Origin of the sequence: Nocardiopsis sp. TSRI0078, assembly GCF_001905145.1 — a bacterium.
Classification (GTDB): Bacteria; Actinomycetota; Actinomycetes; order Streptosporangiales; family Streptosporangiaceae; genus Nocardiopsis.
The window spans coordinates 45,590-62,370 of sequence record NZ_LWLB01000009.1 but is presented as its reverse complement, the minus strand read 5'-3'; the positions used below and the strand labels follow the sequence as shown (position 1 = coordinate 62,370).

Sequence of the window (16,781 nt, the reverse complement as noted above, 5' to 3'; positions counted from 1 at the left end):
CCGTCGCGGTCGCGGAAGTCACGCCCGCCCCGGCCGTCACGGTCCCCGCCACGGAAGTCCCTGCCACCGCGGTCGTCCCGGTCACCCCGGAAACCCCCACGGCCACGGTCGTCGCGGCCACCGCCCGGACCGCGCCCGCCGCGCTCGTAACGGCCGCCACCACGCTGGTCGTCACGGCCACGGCCCTGGGAACGCTCACCCGAACCACGGAAGTCACGGCCCTCACGACCGTCGCGGTCACCATGGGAACGGCGGTCGTCGCGGTCGCGGAAGTCACGCCCGCCCCGGCCGTCGCGGTCCCCGCCACGGAAGTCCCTGCCACCGCGGTCGTCCCGGTCACCCCGGAAACCCCCACGGCCACGGTCGTCCCGCCCGCCGCGGAAACCACTGCGGTCACGGTCGTCGCGGCCCCTCCGGCCGCTGTCATCCCGGTGTCCGCCGCGGGGACGGTCGTCCCGGCGGTCCCGGTCGTCACGGCGGCCCTGGCCGCCGCGGTTGTCGTAGTCGCCGCGCTCACCGCGCGGGGCGTCGTCCCGCGCACCGCGGGAACTGTTCTTAGGTGTGCTCACCGGTGTCGTCTAGACCTTCGATGTCGTCGGGGAGGAACGGCGCCAGATCAGGCAGCTCGTCGAGGCCTCGCAGGCCCAACCGTTCCAGGAAATAGGAGGTGGTCCGATACAGCAGCGCACCGGACTCGGAGTCGTGCCCGGCCTCTTCGATCAGCCCCCTCAGTACGAGGGTACGCATAACCCCGTCGCAGTTGACACCGCGTACGGCGGAGACCCTGCCCCGGGAGACCGGCTGGCGGTAGGCCACCACCGCCATCGTCTCCAGCGCGGCCTGGGTGAGCCGCACCTCCTGCCCCTCCCGGAGGAAGTGCTCGACGACGTCGGCGCACTCGGGACGCGTGTACACACGCCATCCGTCGGCCACCGCCCGAAGGTCGAAACCCCTGCCCTGCTCGGTGTATTCCCGGGACAGGGACTCCAGGGTCCGCGAGACCACGGTGACGGGCACGTCCATGGCCCGTGCCAGGTCGTACTCCGACACCGGCTGGTCCACCACCATCAGCACCGCCTCCAGGTCGCGGCGCAGGGCGGGCGGGGCCTGGGCGCCGCCGACCGCGTCCTCCGCGGCCGTCTGCCCGGCCATCTCGTCCCGGACTCCGGCCGTCGTGTCCTCTGCGGTCATCCTCGCTCCTTACGTCTGCCCTGGTCCACCCGCTCCGTCCGCGCTCCCGGCCTCCCCCGGCCCGTCGGAGCCGTCGGAGCCGTCGGAGCCGTCGTACTCGCTGCGCAACTCGACCTCCTCCTCACCGCCGGTCCAGGTGACGATCAGCTCACCAAGCGGTTCGGGCTGGTCGAAGCCCACGTTGGCGGCCCGGTACAGCTCCAGCAGCGCGAGGAAGCGGGCGACGACCTCGAAGGTACCGGTGCAGGCCGCGGTGAGCTCGGCGAAGGTCAGCCGCCCGTGCTCGCGCAGCTCCGCGACCATCAGCTCGCCCTGCTCCCTGACCGAGGTCCTGGTCTGGTGGATGTGGGTGACCGGCACACTGGGCGGCTCCTTGGGCGTGAACACCATCCCGGCCAGCGCCGCGAACTCCTGGGGGCCCAGCTTGAACAGCACGTCCGGCCTGAGTGCGGCGAAGCGCTCCTCCAGCGGGACGGCGCGCGCGTAGCGGCGCCCCTGCGAGGCCAGCCGCTCCCGCATGAACGAGGCGACCTCCTTGTAGGCCCGGTACTGCAGCAGCCGGGCGAACAGCAGGTCGCGGGCCTCCAGCAGGGCCAGGTCGGCCTCGTCCTCGACGTCGCCGCGCGGCAGCAGCCGGGCCGCCTTCAGGTCCAGCAGGGTCGCCGCGACCAGCAGGAAGTTGCTGGCCTGGTCCAGGTCCCACTCCTCACCGTGCGCACGGATGTGCGCGATGAACTCGTCGGTGACCTTCGACAGCGCCACCTCGGTGATGTCCAGCTTGTGCTTGGAGATCAGCGCCAGGAGCAGGTCGAAGGGCCCCTCGAAGTTGTCGAGGTGCACCTGGAAGGCGTTCTCGTCCACCTCGGCCTCGGTGTCCGCCCGGGTCCCCTCAACCGCCATGGCACCGGCCCCACGTCGTCTCACTCATGCAACAAGGGTGTCACCGGCGTGAACCCGCCGGTGACACCCGCGACCCTTCCGTCGCCGAACCGGTACCCCCTCCGGTACCGGTGCGGGAACTCAGTCCTCGCTCAGCCTGCGTACCAGCATGCTGGACGACCCGTGCTCCTCGAAGTCGGCCAGCAGCACCGCGACGGCCTCCCGGACGAGCCGGCCCCTGTCGGCCGCCAGCCCGTGCTCGGCCCGCAACGACAGCCGGGTCTGCTCCAGTGCCAGTAGTTCGGGCGCGGAGACGTAGACGGTGATCTTCTCGTCGTGGCGCTGGCGCCCGCTCGGCTTGGGCGCGCCCCGCACCTTCGTGCCGGACCTGCCCTTGGACCTGCTCTTGGAGCGCGCCGGCGTCTCGGCCTTCCTGTTCTGCTGCTCCGGTGCCGTGTACTGGCGTTCGGTCTCTTCCGGCGCCTCCTCGGCGCCGCTGGAACGGAAGAACAGCTCGTCCGCTCCGGGTAGGGTCACGCGCCGTGACCGCTGAGAGGCCACCTCGCCAGCACCTCCTTGGCCAGATCCCGATAGGCGTTGGCCCCGGCCGAGGACGAGTCGAACCTGGTGATGGGCTCGCCCGCCACGGTGGCGTCCGGGAAGCGCACGGTGCGGTTGATGACCGTGCCGTAGACCTTGTCGCCGAACCCGTCGATGATCGTGGACAGCACCTCGCGCGCGTGGAGCGTGCGCGGGTCGTACATGGTGCCCAGGAAGCCGTCGATGACCAGGTCCTCGTTGAGCCGCTCCTGGACCTTCTGGATGGTGTCCATGAGCAGGGCCACACCGCGCAGCGCGAAGAACTCGCACTCCAGCGGCACGATGACGCCGTCGGCCGCGGTGAGCGCGTTGACGGTGAGCAGGCCCAGCGAGGGCTGGCAGTCGATCAGCACGACGTCGTAGTCGTCGATGATCGGGCGCAGGGCCCGGCCGAGCATCTGCTCGCGCGCGACCTCTCCGACCAGCTGCACCTCGGCCGCCGACAGGTCGATGTTGCTCGGGATCAGGTCCAGGCCGTCGATGTCGGTCTTGAGCAGGACGTCCTCGACCGCCACGTCCCGCTGCATGAGCAGGTTGTAGACGGTCAGGTCCAGCTCGCGCGGATCGAGGCGGCCCAGGCCGACGGAGAGGGCTCCCTGCGGGTCGAAGTCGACCAGCAGCACCCGTCTTCCGTACTCGGCGATGGCGGCGCCGAGGTTGATCGTCGTGGTGGTCTTACCGACCCCGCCCTTCTGATTACAGAGTGCTACAATCCGTGCCGGGCCGTGTTCATCGACGGGCTCGGGCTCCGGATACGTCCGCTCGGGTCTTGTGGTGTGCAGATCAGCCCCCGTGTTGCGTGTCGTCCCCCACGGGTTGGTCACCGGGTCGGCGAGTACCCCCTCGCCGACGGGTGCGGTGCTCGCAGCCTCGTCGTTCTCCCAGTTCACAACCCTTGACCTCCCCTACGGACCGGCCACGGCTCCAAGGGATGCCGTGCTCTTGGGCCTGGCCGCCGTCGGAAACTCAATATGTCGACAGCAACGTACCTCCGTGCGGCGACTCTAGAACGCCGACACGACGCACTTCAACGAAACGTACGGGTAGAATCCCACGCCTTCGGCCCGGGAGGAAATCGGGGGAGGCCGGAAACGGGCCGCCCGGCCCCGCCCCGCGGCGGGGCCGCCCGCTCCGCGCGGCCGCCTCAGCGCCGTGCCCTGGGATGACTCGACGCGTACACCTCGCGCAGGTGTTCGACTGTAACGAGTGTGTAGACCTGGGTGGTGGTGACCGAACTGTGCCCCAGGAGTTCCTGCACGACGCGGATGTCCGCACCGCCGTCGAGGAGGTGGGTGGCGAAGGAGTGGCGCAGCGTATGCGGTGAGACCCCCTCGACCCCGGCGCGCTCGGCGACGGCCCCCAGGACCCCCCAGCCGCCCTGGCGGGTGAGCCTGCCGCCGCGGGCGTTGAGGAACAGCGCCGGACCGCCGCGGCCGGAGGCGGCCAGACCCGGCCGGGCCCGCACCAGGTAGCCCGAGAGCGCCCGGCGGGCGTAGGAGCCCAGCGGGACCACCCGCTCCCTGCCGCCCTTGCCCCGGAAGCGCACCAGGCCCACGGCCTCACCGTCCTCCACGGCGTCGGCGACGTCGTCCACGTCCAGCCCCACCGCCTCGGATATGCGCGCGCCCGTGCCGTAGAGCACCTCCAGCAGGGCGCGGTCGCGCAGGGCCAGCAGCGCGGCGCGGTCACCAGAGGCCGGGGCGCCGGCCGGTCCGGCGGCGTCCAGGATGCGCTCCACCGACTCCAGCGGTATCGCCTTGGGCAGCCGCATCGGCGGAGCCGGCGGGGGGACGTCGGTGGCCGGGTCGGTCCGCGACCACCCCTCGCGCACGGCGAACCGGTGCAGGCCGCGCACGGCGGCCAGGGCCCGCCCGGCCGAGGCGGCGCTGAGCGGCGGGTGGTGCCCGTCCCCCTCCCGCAGCATCCGCAGGAAATCGCCCACGTGGCCCGGCCCCACCGCGTCCGGGGAGGCGATCCCCCGTTCCGCCAGATGGTCGCGGTAGCGGCGCAGGTCGCGCCGGTAGGCCATGAGGGTGTTGGCGGCCAGGGCGCGTTCGGCGCTGAGGTGGTCCAGGAAGGCGGAGCACATCCTCGCCAGCGGATCGGGCTCCTCCTCCGGGCCGGCGGGCTCCGGTCGCTCGGCCACGGGTCAGTCCGCTCCGGGCTCGCGCAGCGACGCGAAGCCGTCGGCGGCCGCGGCCCGGGCGGCCAGGATGCCGATCACGGTCGCGCCGTTGTGCAGCCGGCCCGTCATGGCCAGGTCGACCGCCTTCTCCAGGGGGACCCACTCGGCGACCAGGTGGGCCTCCTCGTGCTCGCGCTCGAAGCCGATCTCCTCCGAGGGCACCACCGACAGGTCCCGGGCCAGGAACACGTGGATGCGCTCGTCGGAGAACCCGGGGCTGGGGAAGAAGTCGGCCAGTTCGTGCCAGCGCCCGGCGCGCAGGCCCGCCTCCTCGACCAGTTCGCGCTGGGCGGTGGGCAGCGGCCCCTCTCCCTCGACGTCGATCAGCCCCGCGGGCAGCTCCCAGAGGGTGTGCCGGGTGGCGTGGCGGTACTGGCGCTGCAGGAGCACCCTGCCGTCCCCGTCCAGTGCCAGGGCCGCCGCGGCGCCGGGATGGACCATGTAGTCGCGGGAGGCCACGGTCGTGCCCTCGCCGCCCGCCCCGGGCATGTGCACCCAGTCCGTGCGCATTGCGCACTTGGCGCCGCGGAAGCGCTCCTTTGACCGTTGCACCGGCCACGACTCGGGGGCGTCCGCGAGCTTCGCGTCCGCCCCCGTGGTCTGGTCCGGGTGGGCGTCACTGGGCATGGATCCCGCCTCTCAGGACTCGTGCCCCGCCCAGACCCGGCCCCTTCCGTCAGGAGTTGTGGTACTCCAGAGCCGCCGAGACCAGCCCGCGGAAGAGCGGATTGGCCTTGGTCGGGCGGGACCGCAGCTCCGGGTGCGCCTGGGTCGCGACGAAGAACGGGTGGACGTCCCGGGGCAGCTCGATGTACTCCACCAGCTTGCCATCAGGGGAGAGCCCGGAGAACACCAGGCCCGCCTCCTCCAGCTGGGAACGGTAGGCGTTGTTGACCTCGAAGCGGTGGCGGTGGCGCTCGGAGGCCTCGGCCAGCCCGTCGTAGAGTTCGCGCACCACGGTGCCCTCGCCCAGCTCGGCCGGGTACATGCCCAGGCGCATGGTGCCGCCCATGTCGCGCTCACCGGCGACGACGTCGGTCTGGTCGGCCATGGTGGCGATGACCGGGTTCTGGGCCTTGTCGTCGAACTCGGCGCTGTTGGCGCCCTCCAGGCCGAGCACGTCGCGGGCGTACTCGATGACCATGGCCTGCAGGCCCAGGCAGATGCCCAGCAGCGGCACCCGGTTCTCGCGTGCGTAGCGGATGGCGCCGAGCTTGCCCTCGATGCCGCGCACGCCGAAGCCGCCGGGGATGAGGATGCCGTCCGCGCCGTCCAGCTCGGCGGCGGCACCGGAGGGGCTTGCGCAGTTGTCACTGGCCACCCAGCGGATGTTCACACGGGTGTCGGTGGCGAAGCCGCCCGCGCGCAGGGCCTCGCTGACCGACAGGTAGGCGTCGGGCAGGTCGATGTACTTGCCGACCAGGGCGATGGTGACCTCGTGGTCGGGCTGGTGCACGCGGCGCAGCAGCTCGTCCCACTCGGTCCAGTCCACGTCGCGGAAGGGCATGCCGAGGCGGCGGACGACATAGGCGTCCAGGCCCTCGCGGTGCAGGACCTTGGGGATATCGTAGATGGAGGGGGCGTCGGGGGTGGAGACCACGCCGGCCTCGTCCACGTCGCACATGAGGCTGATCTTGGACTTCAGGCTCTGCGTGATGGGCCGGTCCGAGCGGCACACGATCGCGTCGGGCTGGATGCCGATGCTGCGCAGGGCGGCCACGGAGTGCTGGGTGGGCTTGGTCTTCATCTCCCCGGACGGGCCGAGGAACGGGATGAGGGACACGTGCAGGAAGAAGCAGTTGTCCCGGCCGATCTCGTGGCGGATCTGGCGGACCGCCTCCAGGAAGGGCTGCGACTCGATGTCGCCGACCGTGCCGCCGATCTCGGTGATGACGATGTCGACGTCGGGGGCGTCCATCGCGTAGATGCGCGCCTTGATCTCGTTGGTGATGTGCGGGATGACCTGCACGGTGTCACCGAGATAGGCGCCCTGGCGCTCCTTGGCGATGACGCTGGAGTAGATCTGGCCGGTGGTGACGTTGGCCGTCGCGGACAGCTCGGTGTCCAGGAAGCGCTCGTAGTGGCCCACGTCCAGGTCGGTCTCGGCGCCGTCGTCGGTGACGAACACCTCGCCGTGCTGGAAGGGGTTCATCGTCCCCGGGTCGACGTTGAGGTAGGGGTCGAGCTTTTGCATGGTGACCCGCAGGCCGCGCGACTTGAGGAGTCGTCCCAGGCTGGAAGCCGTCAGGCCTTTGCCAAGACTGGAGGCGACGCCGCCAGTAACGAAAAGGTGCTTGGTACTCGCGGCGGATGCCAAAGTGATGCTCCCGTGGGTTGAGTGGCTACGGCTGGCTCGGGGCGAACTGAGCGGCCGTGCGGCGGTCCGGTTGCGGGCGGGTGCTCATCGCTCCGGCCGCCGGACTCCACGGGGCACCAGGATAACAGGCCCCCCGTCCGTCCATACCGGGGAACACCTCCGTACACCTCGCTGTTCCTCTCCTCCCACCGCCGCGGCCGCCCCCGTGGGAGCTGTGGCCCCACCGCCCTGCGACGAACACCACACGTTCCGGGCACGGCCCTCCCGGGGCCGAGCCATCCCGTCCCGGGCGGTGCCGGCGCCCGGGCGGAAAGGCCCGGGCGCCGTTCGGGTAGGACCGCGCCCGGCACGGGGTCAGTCGCAGGCGCAGCCGTCCGAGCAGCCGTCCGGGCAACCGCACGAGCGGCCGTCCTCCTCCGCCCCCCGAACCGTGAGGGCGAGACCGGGCGGGGCGCAGCATGCGTCACCGCGCCAGGCCTCGCGGCCCTCCCGCACGGCGAGGGCCGCGATGAGCAGGGCCACGACCGGATCGGCCCAGGCCCAGCCGAGGACGGCGTTCAGCAGCAGGCCGACCAGGAGCGCCGCGGACAGGTAGGCGCACAGCAGGGTCTGCTTGGAGTCGGCGACCGCCGTGGCCGAGCCGAGTTCGCGCCCGGCCCGGCGCTGCGCCAGGGACAGCAGCGGCATGACCGCCACCGACACGGCGGCCAGGACGATCCCGACCGTCGACGGGGCGGCCTCCTGCGCGCCCAGGATGGTGCGCACCGCCTCGACGCCGACGTAGGCGGCCAGGGCGAAGAACGCGACCGCGATGACCTTCATCGCCCTTCGCTCACGCGCCTGGCGGACCGCCTCCTCGCGGGCGGAGAACTGCCACGCCACGGCGGCGGCGGAGGAGACCTCGACCAGCGAGTCCAGCCCGAAGCCGATGAGCGCGGCGGAGGAGGCGACCCACCCGGAGGAGAGGGCCACGGCCGCCTCGACGAGGTTGTAGGTGATGGTGGCCGCGACCAGCAGGCGGACCCTCCTGGTGAGGACCGCCCTGCGGCCGGGGTCGGTGGCGGTGTCCATCAGCAGCAGCCCTCCTCGTCTGCGTCGACACAGGCCCGGTCGGTCTCGACCGCCAGCACGGCCGAGCGCAGGTCGTCCAGGGCGTGCCTGAGCCGCGGGTCGGCGAGTTCGTAGCGGATCCGGCGGCCGACGGGCGCGGTGACGACCAGCCCGCAGTCGCGCAGGCAGGCCAGGTGGTTGGACAGCCGGGTACGGCTGATGTCGAGTTCCTCGGCCAACTCGGCGGGGTGGGCGGGACCGTCGCGCAGGACCAGCAGGACCCTGCAGCGGATGGGGTCGGCCAGGGCACGGCCGAAACGGGCCAGGGCGTCGATCTCGGTGGCTACTTGCAGCATGCCCTCCACGATACATAATATCGTGAATCCATGAAACTATGAACAAAAGGAGGTGGCCACCGTGGGGGCCGAGGCGTGTTCGTTGGACGGGGACGGCCACCGGGAGCGGCTCACCGCCTGGCGGGAGCTGCTGCGCGGCGCCCGGGAGCACCGGGAGGGGAGGGAGACCGTCTGGAGCCTGTCCCCCGACCGTGCCGGGGCGCTGGCGGACCTGGTGGCCGCCGAACGGAGCTGCTGCGCCTTCCTGGACCTGCGCGTCGAGGACGGGGGACCGCACGTGCTCCTGCGCGTGGGGCTGCGGGCGGGCAGGCGTCCGGCACCCGGCGGCGGTGCGGAGGAGGCGGCCCGGCTCCTGGGCGCCCTCGCCTGACCGCGTCCGGCCCGGGCTACCGGGAACGCCCCGAGCACCCGGGCGACGGCGCGTCAGGCCGGGAAGGCTCCCGCACGTCCCAGGTAGGCGGGCGGCTGCTTGTCCAGGCGCTCCCCCATCCACGCTCCCAGGGCGGCGGCCCCCGACAGGCTCACACCCGTGTGCAGGCCGCTGCGGTGGAGCATGTACAGCAGGTCCTCGGTGGCGATGTTGCCGGTCGCGGCGGGTGCGAACGGACAGCCGCCGAAACCGCCCAGGCTGGAGTCGAGCACCCGAACCCCCGCGTCCACGGCCGCCAGGGCGTTCGCGTAACCGGTGTTGCGGGTGTTGTGGAAGTGGCAGCGCAGCCTGCGGCCGTCGGCGACCTTCCCGACCCTCGCCAGGAGGTCGCCCACCTGCCGGGGCACACCCACGCCGATGGTGTCGGCCAGGGCGACCTCCACGGCGCCGGTGTCGGCGACACGGCGGACCACCTCGACGACCTGCTCGGGCGGCACCTCACCGTCGAAGGGGCAGCCGAACGCGGTGGAGACGGTGACGCTCAGCGGAATGCCCGTCCCGGCGAGGGCGGCGTCGATGCCGGCGAGGGCGCCGAGCATCTCCTCGACGGTGCAGCCCTGGTTGCGGACGCAGAAGCCGTCGGTGGCGGGCACCGCCACGTTGACCTCCGAGACCCCCGCCGCCACCGCGCGGTCCAGGCCGCGCCGGTTGAGCACCAGGCCGATGTGGGAGACCCCCGGCGTGCGCGTGACGCCCGCCATGACCTCCTCGGCCCCGGCCATCTGCGGCACCCGCTTGGGGTTGACGAAGCTGACCGCCTCGATCCGGCGCGCGCCGGCGGCCGCGGCACGGTCGATCAGTTCGACGCGGTCGTCGACCGAGAGCGTCCTGGCCTCGTTCTGGAGGCCGTCGCGCGGCCCCACCTCGACGATCTCCACATGCTCCGCGCCCTGGGGCCCACGGTCGTTCGCGGTCATCCTGCCTCACCCTCCACGCACCGTCGCGCTTTCGCGCACAGGGTAGTGGAAGCTCCCGCACCGGGTCCGCACCGGGGCTCAGCGCAGGGCCAGGGCGGGGCGGACCTCCCAGGTCGTCCACACCGGGCGGTAGCCCATACGGTGCCAGAAGGGGCCCGACAAAGGGTTCATCGCGGCGTAGTTGAGCACCGAGACGCCCACGCCGTGGCTGTCCAGGGCCTGGTGCGCCTGGCCCACCAACGCGGTGCCGATCCCGTTGCCGCGCTCCTGCGCGACCACCACGCCGTAGCCGATGTGCGCGATCGGCCGGGCGTTGACCAGGGACTTGGCCCACCGGGACCGCTCGGGCGGGGACACCCACAGCAGCCCCACGGCGCGGCCGCGCCTCTCGGCCAGCCAGATCCAGGAACGGGAGCGGTTGAGCGCACGCGCGGCGACCTTGCGGGTCTGCTCGGCGGTGTCCGACTGCAGGAACACCCCGCCGAAGTGCTGCTCGTAGCGGTGCTCCTCCATCAGGAGCCCGACCACCTGGGTCAGGTCGCTGCGGTCGGCCAGCCTCAGCGTCACGTCGCGCGGCGGCAGCGACGGGGGCACCCCGCGGCGGCGCTGGCGGGCGGCCAGCACGGTGTAGGGCTGCAGGCCGTGGCGCTGCAGCGGGATGATGCCGCACACGTCGCGGGCGGGCCAGCTCACCAGGGCCGCCGACTCCGAGCCGGTGCCGGTCGGCAGGTCCTCCAGCTGGTCGCGCCAGCTGGTCAGCAGGGAGTCCAGGGCACGGCCGGGGTCGGGGCCGCCGACGATGGGGGTCAGCCAGTGCTGGTCGGGCACGCCCCAGATCCGGCCGACCTCACCGGGCTGGTACCAGGTGTAGTGCATGGTGCCGGCGGCGACGGCGCGGCCGTCCTCGTCGCTGACGGTCAGGAGGGGGTAGGAGTTCGGAGCGAAGTTGACGGGTTCGGGCAGCAGCGGGTCCGCGGCGGCCCAGCGCTGGGCGGCCGACCGCACCAACGGGTCCAGGCCGACATCGCCCCCGGGCGACTCATCATGTCGCACCCGCGCGACATAACCGCTCATCCACCCCTCCCCTAGCGGGTCCTCACGCCGAACACGCGGCTGCCGGACCGGTATCCGGCACGGCGCGTGCGGCGCCGCTGACCGTCGTGCCGCCCCGACGGGACCGGTTGCACCGCGGGCGGGACGAATCGACCGTACCGCCTCGGAACCGGCCGAGAAGACGAAAGCGCCAATTGCAACCGATAATTCACTCAGCGTCGCCGCGTCCGCCCGGCGTCGGCACCCGCGCGCCCCGGTGCGGACGCGAGCGGACGGGCACCACGGTAACGGATCGAAGGTCACTCCCGGATGCCGGGGCGGTCAACGCACCGACACGGAACCTCCCTGCCCACCGGCCTTCCCGGATCCCGGCGCTTCCAGGTCACTTCCTGGCGACGCCGCCCTCGGTCACCGTGGTGTTGCGGCCGTGGTTGACCACCTCGGGGTCGCCCGAGGCGAAGGAGACGATGTTGTCCACCCCGATCAGCACGATCTTGTCCGCCGAGCCCACGTCGACGGTGGACCCGCGGCCGCTGGCCCGTACCAGCCCGCAGCCTCCGTGCAGGACCACGGCGGCGTCGTCCGCGGTGACCACGACCTCGCGGCCGCCGCAGTCCTCGTCGATCTCGGCGCCGTCGTCGACGACGATCAGGGTGTCGTCGTCGCTGACGTTGTGGTCGGGTATGACCGCGTCGTCGCGGGCGCTCTCGGTGCCCGGGGCGCCGTTGGGCACCTCGACGTCCTCATGCCCGAAGGCCAGACCGCACCCGGGAAGCAGGGAGGTGAACAGCAGGCCACCGCCCGCGGCCGCCAGGAGCCGAACCCTCATGTTTCCCCCACAACCGGATAACCGGCAATTGCGACATACAGCTTGCGCGAAGCCAAGAGTATGTCACGCGGAGATAACCATGCGACCTCGCTGTTCCCTAAACGTTCCCGTTCCGATACCCCCGATCGTCCCCGGCCCCGGCCACCGGGAGCCGGAACCGCCGTCCCACGGGGCTCGGCGTCACTTCACCCCGGCCGCGTCCATGCCGCGAAGCTCACGTTTGAGCTCACCGATCTCGTCGCGCAACCTGGCCGCCAGCTCGAACTGGAGGTCGGCCGCCGCCTGGTGCATCTGCTCGCTCAGCTGCTCGATGAGGCCGGCCAGCTCCGCCCGCGGCATGGAGGAGACGTCGGCCGAGCGCTCGCCCAGAGCGGGCACCGGAGCCCGGCCGCCCTTGGCCCCGGAGCTGCGGTAGCCGGTGGCCATGAGCTCCTCGGTGTCCACGTCCTCCCGGTTGAGCGCGTCCAGGATGTCGGCGATCTGCTTGCGCAGCGGCGTGGGGTCGATCCCGTGCTCGGCGTTGTAGGCCAGCTGCTTGTCCCGGCGCCGGTTGGTCTCGTCGATCGCCGAGCGCATCGAGTCCGTGACGTTGTCGGCGTACATGTGCACCTGGCCCGCGACGTTGCGCGCCGCGCGGCCGATCGTCTGGATCAGCGAGGTCTCCGATCGCAGGAAGCCCTCCTTGTCCGCGTCCAGGATGGCCACCAGCGACACCTCGGGCAGGTCCAGGCCCTCGCGCAGCAGGTTGATGCCCACCAGCACGTCGAACTCGCCCACCCGCAGCTCCCGCAGCAGCTCCACCCGGCGCAGCGTGTCCACCTCGCTGTGCAGGTAGCGCACCCGGATGCCCAGCTCGGCGAAGTAGTCGGTGAGGTCCTCGGCCATCTTCTTGGTGAGCGTGGTGACCAGCACCCGCTCCTGGCGCTCGGCGCGCACCCGGATCTCGTGCACCAGGTCGTCGATCTGCCCGTCGGTGGGCTTGACCAGCACCTCCGGGTCGACCAGGCCGGTGGGGCGGATGACCTGCTCCACCACGTCGCCGCCGCTCTGGCGCAGTTCGTAGCGTCCCGGGGTCGCCGACAGGTAGACGGTCTGCCCGATCCGCTCGGTGAACTCCTCCCACCTCAGCGGCCGGTTGTCCATCGCCGACGGCAGCCGGAACCCGTGGTCGACCAGGGTGCGCTTGCGCGCGGCGTCGCCCTCGTACATCGCGCCGATCTGCGGGACGGTCACGTGCGACTCGTCCAGCACCAGCAGGAAGTCCTCGGGGAAGTAGTCCAGCAGCGTGTTGGGCGGGCTGCCCGGCTCGCGGTCGTCGAAGTGCCTCGAGTAGTTCTCGATGCCCGAGCAGGTGCCCAGCTGGCGCATCATCTCCAGGTCGTGGGTGGTGCGCATGCGCAGGCGCTGCGCCTCCAGCAGCTTGCCCTGGGCCTCCAGCTCGGCCAGCCGCTCGCCCAGCTCCGCCTCGATCGAGCCGATGGCGCGCTCGGTGCGCTCCTCGCCGGCCACGTAGTGCGAGGCGGGGAAGATGAACATCTCCCGGCTCTCCCCCAGCACCTCGCCGGTGAGCGGGTGCAGGGTGAGCAGGCGCTCGACCTCGTCACCGAACATCTCGATGCGGATCGCCAGCTCCTCGTAGACCGGGATGATCTCGATGGTGTCGCCGCGCACGCGGAACGTGCCGCGCGTGAACGCGGTGTCGTTGCGGGAGTACTGCATCTCCACCAGGCGGCGCAGCAGCTCGTCGCGGTCGACCTCCATGCCCACCGCCAGCTGCGCCATCCGGTCCACGTACTCCTGCGGGGTGCCCAGGCCGTAGATGCACGAGACCGACGCGACCACGATGGTGTCCCGCCGGGTGAGCAGCGAGTTGGTCGCCGAGTGGCGCAGGCGCTCCACCTCGTCGTTGATCGAGGAGTCCTTCTCGATGTAGGTGTCGCTCTGGGGGACGTAGGCCTCGGGCTGGTAGTAGTCGTAGTACGACACGAAGTACTCGACCGCGTTGTTCGGCAGCATCTGCCGGAGCTCGTTGGCGAACTGGGCCGCCAGGGTCTTGTTGGGCTGCATCACCAGGGTCGGCCGCTGGAGCTGCTCCACCGTCCACGCCACGGTCGCCGTCTTGCCGGTGCCGGTGGCGCCGAGCAGCACCGTGTGCGGGTCCCCCGCACGCACCCGCTTGCTGATCTCGGCGATGGCGCCTGGCTGGTCCCCCGCGGGGGTCATCTCCGAGACCACCTCGAAGGGCGCCTCACTGCGTTTGATGTCGCTGACCGGTCGCACGTCGCCTCTTCTCCCATCGAACGGCGGGCCGCCCCCGCGCCCGCGTGTCCCTCACTCCCAACGCTACAGACCGCCTGTGACATCCCTGTCCGGCCGCGGGCGCGGAGGCTACCATCGAAAACCAGCGCCCTGTGTCCGAAGCGGAGGTGCCAGCCGTGTCCCATCCCCGCAGACCCACCTTCGACCCGGCCCTGCCGCCCCGCGCGCTCGCGCGCATGCGGGCCCGCCCCGAGAGGCTGGTCCCGGCCTCGGCCGGACCCTCCCGCCGCCCCACCTGGAGGCAGGGGGCCGCGCTCACCGCCGCGGGGTGCACCTCCCTGGCCGCCCTCGCCCTGCTCTCCCCGGCCGCCGGTGCCGTCCTCGTGGCTCTGCTGTGCCTGGGAACGACCATGGCCGTCCTCGGCCTGATCTCCCTCAGGGGCTCCTTCACCGACGACTGGGCCGACCTGGTCATGCACGCCTTCTGGGCACTGCCCGCCTCCGCGGCCGGGGTCACGGGCGCCCGGCTGCTGCTCGAACAGGTCGTCGGACCGCTCGGCTCCTTCGTCCCCGGCGACCCCGCGACCGCGGCCCTGTACCTGACCGCCGCCGTGGGCGGCACCGGGGCCATCATGCGCCCGGGCATGGTCGCCCGCCTGGCCTCGGAGAACGCCGGCCGCTACGTGCTGCCCGAGGACTTCGGCCGCCCCTACGGCTACGCCGCCCGCCGCGACGAGCCCGAGGCGCACCTGTTCGCCCAGCTCCAGCAGGCCACCGACCGGGTGGAGGAGGGCACCAGGGTGCTGGGCGGTTCCTTCGACGCCGGCCACACCCTTCCCCTGCTGCGTGAGGAGGAGTGGCGGATGTCCCAGGAGCTGTTACGCCTGCGCTCCCTGCGCAAGGAGCTGCTGCGGCGCAAGCGCGAGGCGGTGTCCGACCAGGTCACCCGGGCGCTCGAACCTCAGGAGGAGGCCGTGGACCGCGCCCACGCGGCGCTCGCCGAGCGGATCGGGGTGCTGACCGGCTACGGCGAGCGCGTGCACGCGGCGGTGACCGCCCACCGCGAGTGGGAGCAGTGCCAGGAGATCGCCGACCGCGCGGCGGACTACGCCGACCTGGCGCTGACCTCGTCCCGGGACGCCGTGCGCACCGAGGAGATCGACGAGAGCCTGCTCAGCGTGGAGGCCGCGCACTCGGTACGGGAGGAGCTGGTACGCGAGGCCGTGGACGCCGGCGCGTCCCTGTCCGAGTCCCTGCGCCGGGGGCCGGGCGGGAAGGGAGGCGGCTAGCGTGGCGTGTGGGCTCCGGCCCCGTTGGTTCCGTACCCGCGGCGGGTCTCGGACGCCGAACCCGGCCACGAGGACAGGACCACGCTGGACGGCACCGGTGGGCGCGGCCCCTCGGGACGGCGACCGCGGGAGGGGCGCTGACCGCGGTGTGCGCCACGGAGCGACACACGTGCCACCGGCCGCGGGCACGCTGTCCATGCCGTGCCCCGGCCCGGCCCGGCCACGGACCGTGGAACGCGCCTAGGCGCGCTTGAGGAGTTCGCGCCAGAGCTCGGCCACCCGCTCCCGCAGTTCCTCGCGGGTGCCGGAGTTGTCCACCACCAGGTCGGCGGCGGCCAGGCGGACCTCCCGGTCGGCCTGCGCACGGATGCGGGCCCGCACCTGCTCCCGCGGCATGTCCCGGTTGACGGCGACCCGCTCCACCCGCACCTCGTCGGGTGCGTCGACCACGACCACCACGTCGTAGAGCGATTCCAGGCCGTTCTCCACCAGCAGCGGGACGTCGTAGACCACCACCTGCGTCCCGGAGGCCACCGCCTCCTCCATCAACCGGGCGCTGCGCTCGCCCACGAGGGGGTGCACGATGGCGTTGAGCCGGGCCAGGCGCTCCCCGTCGGCGAAGACGATCTCCCCCAGCCTGGGCCGGTCCAGCCGCCCCTGCGGGGTGAGCACCTCCTCCCCGAACTCGGCGACGACCGCGTCCAGCCCCGGCGTTCCGGGCTCGACCACCTCCCGGGCGATGGCGTCGGCATCGATGACGGTGGCGCCGTAGGCCGCCAGTTCGGCCGAGACCGCGCTCTTGCCCGAGCCGATCCCGCCGGTGAGTCCTACTTTCAGCATGCCGGAAACCCTAGACCGCCGCTCCCCGATCGGCGACGCCGCCCCCGCCGGAGCCGTCCGGAGCGAGTTCCTTGCGCATGTGCACCATGACCAGGTGGTCGGCGACCCGCTCCCGCGAGGTCTCGGCGTATCCGAGTCCGCGGTAGAGCCGCTGCTGTCCGGCCTCCTGCGCGCCGGTGGACAGGGTGAGCGCGGCCAGGTGCGGGTGGCGCTCGCGCAGGCGCTCCTCGACGCCGGCGAGCAGCGCCCGCGCGATCCCCCGACGGCGCAGGTCGGGGGCCACCGCCAGGCGGCCGATCACGGCGCTGGTGCCCATCACCCGCGCCCGGACCGTTCCGACCAGGCGGGCCCCGGAGACCGCCTTGAGCGCGAGGGTGTCCTCCTGCCCCAGCAGCCTCTCCACCCTCTCCAGGCTTTCGGTGAGCGGCAGCACGAACGGGTCTCCGAAGGCCTGGGCCTCGTCGACGAACGCGGCCCGCTGGAGGGTGAAGACCTCGCCCGCGTCGGCGGGGGTGGCCGGGTGGATGTCGAACACGTCGCCTCCTCAACACGCCCCGCCCCTCGGGACACGCCACGACACTAGTCC

The 16,781-nt window shown here is 72.3% G+C and carries 18 protein-coding genes; 2 read left to right on the top strand and 16 right to left on the bottom strand.

From position 1 onward, the window contains the following. The 10 genes from A6A08_RS09555 to A6A08_RS09510 all read right to left on the bottom strand — a co-directional run. Positions 1 to 541: hypothetical protein (locus A6A08_RS09555; protein ID WP_394328475.1), on the bottom strand; the 541-nt coding region annotated here is incomplete at its 3' end. A 14-nt stretch (positions 542 to 555) separates the two neighbouring features. Further along, positions 556 to 1,191: an SMC-Scp complex subunit ScpB gene (scpB, locus tag A6A08_RS09550; protein ID WP_378699588.1), complete on the bottom strand. Its 636-nt coding sequence runs from the start codon at positions 1,189 to 1,191 to the stop codon at positions 556 to 558. 9 nt (positions 1,192 to 1,200) lie between these two features. Continuing rightward, the gene (locus A6A08_RS09545; protein WP_073702189.1) at positions 1,201 to 2,091 is read right to left on the bottom strand and encodes a ScpA family protein; all 891 of its coding nucleotides are present in this window, start codon (positions 2,089 to 2,091) and stop codon (positions 1,201 to 1,203) included. Between the two features lie 120 nt (positions 2,092 to 2,211). Continuing rightward, positions 2,212 to 2,607 (bottom strand): hypothetical protein, encoded by a 396-nt coding sequence (locus A6A08_RS09540; protein WP_073702188.1) that lies wholly within the window; start codon positions 2,605 to 2,607, stop codon positions 2,212 to 2,214. Further along, on the bottom strand, positions 2,604 to 3,560 hold the full coding sequence (locus tag A6A08_RS09535; RefSeq protein WP_073702187.1) for a ParA family protein: 957 nt from the start codon (positions 3,558 to 3,560) through the stop codon (positions 2,604 to 2,606). The genes A6A08_RS09540 and A6A08_RS09535 overlap by 4 nt, the downstream gene beginning before the upstream one ends. A 254-nt stretch (positions 3,561 to 3,814) precedes the next feature. Further along, on the bottom strand, positions 3,815 to 4,759 hold the full coding sequence (locus A6A08_RS09530) for a tyrosine recombinase (RefSeq protein ID WP_199866893.1): 945 nt from the start codon (positions 4,757 to 4,759) through the stop codon (positions 3,815 to 3,817). Between the two features lie 60 nt (positions 4,760 to 4,819). After that, entirely contained in the window at positions 4,820 to 5,482 is a 663-nt protein-coding gene (locus A6A08_RS09525; RefSeq protein WP_073702185.1) for an NUDIX domain-containing protein, read from the bottom strand. Positions 5,483 to 5,531: 49 nt separating this feature from the next. Then, positions 5,532 to 7,172, bottom strand: coding sequence for a CTP synthase (locus A6A08_RS09520; protein WP_073702184.1), 1,641 nt, complete (start codon positions 7,170 to 7,172; stop codon positions 5,532 to 5,534). Between the two features lie 354 nt (positions 7,173 to 7,526). After that, positions 7,527 to 8,243: a cation diffusion facilitator family transporter gene (locus tag A6A08_RS09515; RefSeq protein WP_073702183.1), complete on the bottom strand. Its 717-nt coding sequence runs from the start codon at positions 8,241 to 8,243 to the stop codon at positions 7,527 to 7,529. Continuing rightward, the gene (locus tag A6A08_RS09510; protein ID WP_073702182.1) at positions 8,243 to 8,578 is read right to left on the bottom strand and encodes a helix-turn-helix transcriptional regulator; all 336 of its coding nucleotides are present in this window, start codon (positions 8,576 to 8,578) and stop codon (positions 8,243 to 8,245) included. The genes A6A08_RS09515 and A6A08_RS09510 overlap by 1 nt, the downstream gene beginning before the upstream one ends. A gap of 52 nt (positions 8,579 to 8,630) precedes the next feature. On the opposite strand from A6A08_RS09510, the gene A6A08_RS09505 reads away from it, so the two are divergent. Continuing rightward, positions 8,631 to 8,948: a hypothetical protein gene (locus A6A08_RS09505; protein ID WP_143181728.1), complete on the top strand. Its 318-nt coding sequence runs from the start codon at positions 8,631 to 8,633 to the stop codon at positions 8,946 to 8,948. A gap of 53 nt (positions 8,949 to 9,001) precedes the next feature. On the opposite strand, the gene A6A08_RS09500 is transcribed toward A6A08_RS09505, so the two are convergent. From A6A08_RS09500 to uvrB, 4 genes are all read right to left on the bottom strand, one after another. Continuing rightward, entirely contained in the window at positions 9,002 to 9,925 is a 924-nt protein-coding gene (locus A6A08_RS09500; RefSeq protein WP_073702180.1) for a hydroxymethylglutaryl-CoA lyase, read from the bottom strand. Between the two features lie 78 nt (positions 9,926 to 10,003). After that, positions 10,004 to 10,999, bottom strand: coding sequence for a GNAT family N-acetyltransferase (locus A6A08_RS09495; protein ID WP_073702179.1), 996 nt, complete (start codon positions 10,997 to 10,999; stop codon positions 10,004 to 10,006). Between the two features lie 361 nt (positions 11,000 to 11,360). Next, positions 11,361 to 11,807, bottom strand: coding sequence for a DUF3060 domain-containing protein (locus A6A08_RS09490; protein ID WP_073702178.1), 447 nt, complete (start codon positions 11,805 to 11,807; stop codon positions 11,361 to 11,363). Between the two features lie 180 nt (positions 11,808 to 11,987). Continuing rightward, on the bottom strand, positions 11,988 to 14,087 hold the full coding sequence (gene uvrB, locus A6A08_RS09485) for an excinuclease ABC subunit UvrB (protein WP_073702177.1): 2,100 nt from the start codon (positions 14,085 to 14,087) through the stop codon (positions 11,988 to 11,990). 155 nt (positions 14,088 to 14,242) lie between these two features. Here uvrB and A6A08_RS09480 point away from each other — a divergent pair, with 155 nt between their 5' ends. Beyond that, complete coding sequence (locus A6A08_RS09480) at positions 14,243 to 15,355, top strand: hypothetical protein (RefSeq protein WP_242422257.1); 1,113 nt, start codon at positions 14,243 to 14,245, stop codon at positions 15,353 to 15,355. Positions 15,356 to 15,595: 240 nt separating this feature from the next. Here A6A08_RS09480 and coaE read toward each other — a convergent pair whose 3' ends face one another. Beyond that, on the bottom strand, positions 15,596 to 16,195 hold the full coding sequence (gene coaE / locus A6A08_RS09475; RefSeq protein WP_073702176.1) for a dephospho-CoA kinase: 600 nt from the start codon (positions 16,193 to 16,195) through the stop codon (positions 15,596 to 15,598). A 10-nt stretch (positions 16,196 to 16,205) separates the two neighbouring features. Further along, the gene (locus A6A08_RS09470) at positions 16,206 to 16,730 is read right to left on the bottom strand and encodes a GNAT family N-acetyltransferase (RefSeq protein ID WP_073702175.1); all 525 of its coding nucleotides are present in this window, start codon (positions 16,728 to 16,730) and stop codon (positions 16,206 to 16,208) included. Positions 16,731 to 16,781: the final 51 nt, after the last annotated feature.